Raw genomic sequence first — 3,966 nt, 5'->3', positions numbered from 1 at the left:
GTCCCACCCCAGGAAGCCCCACCATGCTCGTCGCCCGCTCCGCCGCCCTGTTCCTCGTCGCCGCCCTGTTCGAGATCGGGGGCGCCTGGCTGGTGTGGCAGGGGGTGCGGGAGCACCGCGGGTGGCTGTGGGCGGGCGCCGGGGCCGTCGCCCTGGGCCTCTACGGCTTCGTGGCCACGCTCCAGCCCGACGCCCACTTCGGCCGGATCCTCGCCGCGTACGGCGGGGTCTTCGTCGCCGGTTCACTGGCCTGGGGCGCGGTGGCGGACGGCTACCGGCCCGACCGCTACGACGTGGTGGGCGCGCTGGTGTGCCTCGTCGGCATGGCGGTCATCATGTGGGCGCCGCGCGGCCGCTGACGCGAGGTCCGGGCACGCGGACCGGCAGCGCCGACCCGCCGCGTCCGGCGGACGGGCCGGGGGCTCCGGCCGGCCCGTGGGTCCGGCGCCCTCGTCACGCGCACGTCTCCGGCCGCGTCCGCGGCCTCACCGCCGGCGCCGCCCCGGTGTGGCCTCACCGTGTGATCGTGCCCCCGTCGGCCATGTCCCTCCCCGTCCGGCCCGCCCCCGTGCACAAGCATGGCGGGCAGCCGCACGCCGGCCCGGCCCCTTCCGCGGGGCCGGTGGCCCCGGGTGCGGGGACCCGGAGGAATGGCAGTGATCATCACCGTCGTCGTCGCCGTGTGCGCGCTGCTCGCGGGTGTCTTCGGGCGTCGCCCGCTGCGTCGGCAGCTCGCGGCGATCGAGACACCGAATCTGACCGTCCGCGATTTCATCCTGCCGTTGCAGGCCCTGACCGTCTTCGTGCTGGCCTACGTCCTCGTCACGGCTTCGAGCTCCCACAGCAGGGCCGAGGAGGCGGTTCGCCAGGAGGCCCGGATCCTCGACCACATGTACGAGGCCGCCGACTTCGTCCCGGCCGCCCCCCGGCAGCGTCTCCAGGGCGACATCGCCTGCTATGTACGCGCGGTACGCCACCAGGAGTGGCCCGCCATGGCCCACGGCCGTGGTTCGAGCGCCCCGGAGACCTGGAGCCGGGACGTCCACGGCACCCTGCGGGGTGTGGACACCAAGAGCACGCCCTTCGGCCAGCTCGTGTCCGCCGAGGAGAAGCGCGACGAGGCACGCCAGACCCGCATCGCGGAGTCGACGCCCACCATCCCCGGTCCGGTCTACTGGCTGATGCTGGCCAGCCTCGCCGTCCTCGTCATCAACCTGGGCCTGTGCCTGCCGGCCACCAAGAACCTCACGGTCACCTGCGGCCTCGTGGTGTTCACCGCCCTCCTCACCGCCACCCTGCTGGCCACCCGTGACGTGGACCGGCCTTTCGGCGGCGTCATCCAGATCAAGGCCACGCCGTTGACCGTGCTGGAGGACCGGCTGTCCCGCGAGTACACCGCCACCTACCGGGAGGCCGGTCCCCCCTGCCGCGAGGACGGCGGCAGGCGCGCGTCGTGAACCCGCGCGCCCGCGCGGCGCGGTCACCGGACGGTCGACGGCACGGCCCACCGTCCCGCAGCCGCCGCCGCACCCCGACGCACCGCGGCCCGGCGGCGGCGAGAAGCCGCCCACCGGGCCGCGGACTACCGAAAAGCTCAGCCAAGCAGCGAAAGCGCCTGGTTGAACGTCGCGGACGGCCGCATCACGGCCGCCGCCTTCTCCACGTCGGGCTGGTAGTAGCCGCCGATGTCGACGGGCTGCCCCTGCACGGAGTTCAGCTCCTCGACGATCGTCGCCTCCTGCTCGGTGAGCGCCTTGGCGAGCCCGGAGAACGCCTCGGCGAGCTCCGCGTCGTCCTTCTGCGCGGCCAGCTCCCGCGCCCAGTACATGGCGAGGTAGAAGTGGCTGCCGCGGTTGTCGATGCCACCGAGGCGGCGGCTCGGCGACTTGTCCTCCTCCAGGAAGGTCGCGGTGGCGCGGTCCAGCGTGTCGGCGAGGATTTGCGCGCGGGCGTTGCCGGTGGTCTTCGCGTAGTGCTCGAAGGACGGCACGAGGGCGAAGAACTCGCCGAGCGAGTCCCAGCGCAGGTAGTTCTCCTTGACGAGCTGCTGCACGTGCTTGGGCGCGGAGCCGCCGGCGCCGGTCTCGAAGAGGCCGCCGCCGTTCATCAGCGGGACGACCGACAGCATCTTGGCGCTGGTGCCCAGCTCCAGGATGGGGAACAGGTCGGTCAGGTAGTCGCGCAGCACGTTGCCGGTGACGGAGATGGTGTTCTCGCCGCGGCGGATGCGCTCCAGGGAGAACTTGGTGGCCTCGACCGGGGCCATGATCCGGATGTCCAGGCCCTCGGTGTCGTGCTCGGGCAGGTACGCCTTGACCTTGGCGATGAGCTGCGCGTCGTGGGCGCGGGTCTCGTCGAGCCAGAAGACGGCCGGGTCGCCGGTGGCGCGGGCGCGGGTGACGGCCAGCTTCACCCAGTCCTTGATGGGGGCGTCCTTGGTCTGGCACATGCGGAAGATGTCGCCGGCGCCGACGGCCTGCTCCAGGACGACGTTCCCGGCGGCGTCGAGGACGCGGACGGTGCCGGTGACGGGGACCTCGAAGGTCTTGTCGTGGCTGCCGTACTCCTCGGCCTTCTGCGCCATCAGGCCGACGTTGGGCACGGAGCCCATGGTCGACGGGTCGAAGGCGCCGTGGGCGCGGCAGTCGTCGATGACGGCCTGGTAGACGCCCGCGTAGCTGCTGTCCGGGAGGACGGCGAGGGTGTCGGCCTCCTGGCCGTCCGGGCCCCACATGTGGCCGGAGGTGCGGATCATGGCCGGCATGGAGGCGTCGACGATGACGTCGCTGGGGACGTGCAGGTTGGTGATGCCGCGGTCGGAGTCGACCATCGCCAGGGCCGGGCCCTCGGCGAGCTCGGCGTCGAAGGATTCCTTGATCTTGGCGCCCTCGGGCAGCGCCTCCAGGCCCTTGAAGATGCCGCCGAGGCCGTCGTTGGGGGACAGGCCGGCGGCGGCCAGCGCCTCGCCGTGCTCGGCGAAGGTCTTCGGGAAGAAGGCGCGCACGACGTGGCCGAAGACGATGGGGTCGGAGACCTTCATCATGGTGGCCTTGAGGTGCACGGAGAACAGCACGCCCTCGGCCTTGGCGCGGGCGACCTGCGCGGTGAGGAACTCGCGCAGCGCGGCGACGCGCATCACGGAGGCGTCGACGACCTCGCCCGCGAGCACCGGCACGGACTCGCGGAGGACGGTGGTGGTGCCGTCGTCACCGGAGAGCTCGATGCGCAGGGTGCCGTCCTCGGCGATGACGGCGGACTTCTCGGTGGACCGGAAGTCGTCGACGCCCATGGTGGCGACGTTCGTCTTGGAGTCGGCGGTCCAGGCGCCCATGCGGTGCGGGTGGGCCTTGGCGTAGTTCTTGACCGACGCGGGGGCGCGGCGGTCGGAGTTGCCCTCGCGCAGGACCGGGTTGACGGCGCTGCCCTTGACCTTGTCGTAACGGGCGCGGATCTCGCGCTCCTCGTCGGTCTTCGGGTCGTCCGGGTAGTCCGGCAGGGTGTAGCCCTGCTCCTGGAGCTCGGCGACGGCGGCCTTGAGCTGCGGGATGGACGCCGAGATGTTCGGCAGCTTGATGATGTTGGCGCCGGGGGTCTTGGCCAGCTCGCCGAGCTCGGCGAGGGCGTCGGGGATGCGCCGGCTCTCGTCCAGGTACTCGGGGAAGCTGGCGATGATGCGGCCGGCCAGGGAGATGTCGCGGCTCTCCACGGTGACGCCGGCCGTCGAGGCGTACGCCTTGACCACGGGCAGGAACGAGTGCGTCGCCAGCGCCGGCGCCTCGTCGGTGTGCGTATAGATGATGGTCGAGTCAGTCACCGGGTGCTCCGCTCCACGTTTGCAACATTGCTCGATATCAAGATATCCCGAACGGGCCGCCTCGCTCACAGGGCCCTGCCCCTCCGTTTACGTCACAGGACCCCGCCGCTCCGACCGGGAGCGACGGGGTCCTGTGCGCGGGGAGGGGGGCG

Annotated in this window: 3 protein-coding genes; 2 read left to right on the top strand and 1 reads right to left on the bottom strand. The window is 72.1% G+C overall.

Features of this window, described 5'->3' with window-relative positions; genetic code table 11:
- The first annotated feature begins 23 nt into the window (after nucleotides 1–23).
- On the top strand, nucleotides 24–359 hold the full coding sequence (locus ACSNOK_RS31475; protein ID WP_436784207.1) for a YnfA family protein: 336 nt from the start codon (nucleotides 24–26) through the stop codon (nucleotides 357–359).
- Nucleotides 360–650: 291 nt separating this feature from the next.
- Nucleotides 651–1,457 (top strand): DUF4239 domain-containing protein, encoded by an 807-nt coding sequence (locus ACSNOK_RS31470; RefSeq protein WP_436784206.1) that lies wholly within the window; start codon nucleotides 651–653, stop codon nucleotides 1,455–1,457.
- Between the two features lie 137 nt (nucleotides 1,458–1,594).
- On the opposite strand, the gene ACSNOK_RS31465 is transcribed toward ACSNOK_RS31470, so the two are convergent.
- A complete protein-coding gene (locus ACSNOK_RS31465) occupies nucleotides 1,595–3,814 on the bottom strand; it encodes an NADP-dependent isocitrate dehydrogenase (RefSeq protein WP_436784205.1) in 2,220 nt (739 codons plus the stop codon).
- Nucleotides 3,815–3,966 lie beyond the last annotated feature (152 nt).

Source organism: Streptomyces sp. URMC 126 (genome assembly GCF_051386555.1).
In the GTDB taxonomy this organism is placed as follows: Bacteria; Actinomycetota; Actinomycetes; order Streptomycetales; family Streptomycetaceae; genus Streptomyces.
The sequence above is the reverse complement of the archived record's forward strand: the minus strand, read 5'-3'. Positions and strand labels throughout refer to the sequence as shown.

Coding starts and splice junctions, on each gene's coding strand:
- ACSNOK_RS31475 (WP_436784207.1), top strand. CDS start 24: ATGCTCGTCGCCCGCTCCGCCGCCCTGTTCCTCGTCGCCGCCCTGTTC.
- ACSNOK_RS31470 (WP_436784206.1), top strand. CDS start 651: ATGGCAGTGATCATCACCGTCGTCGTCGCCGTGTGCGCGCTGCTCGCG.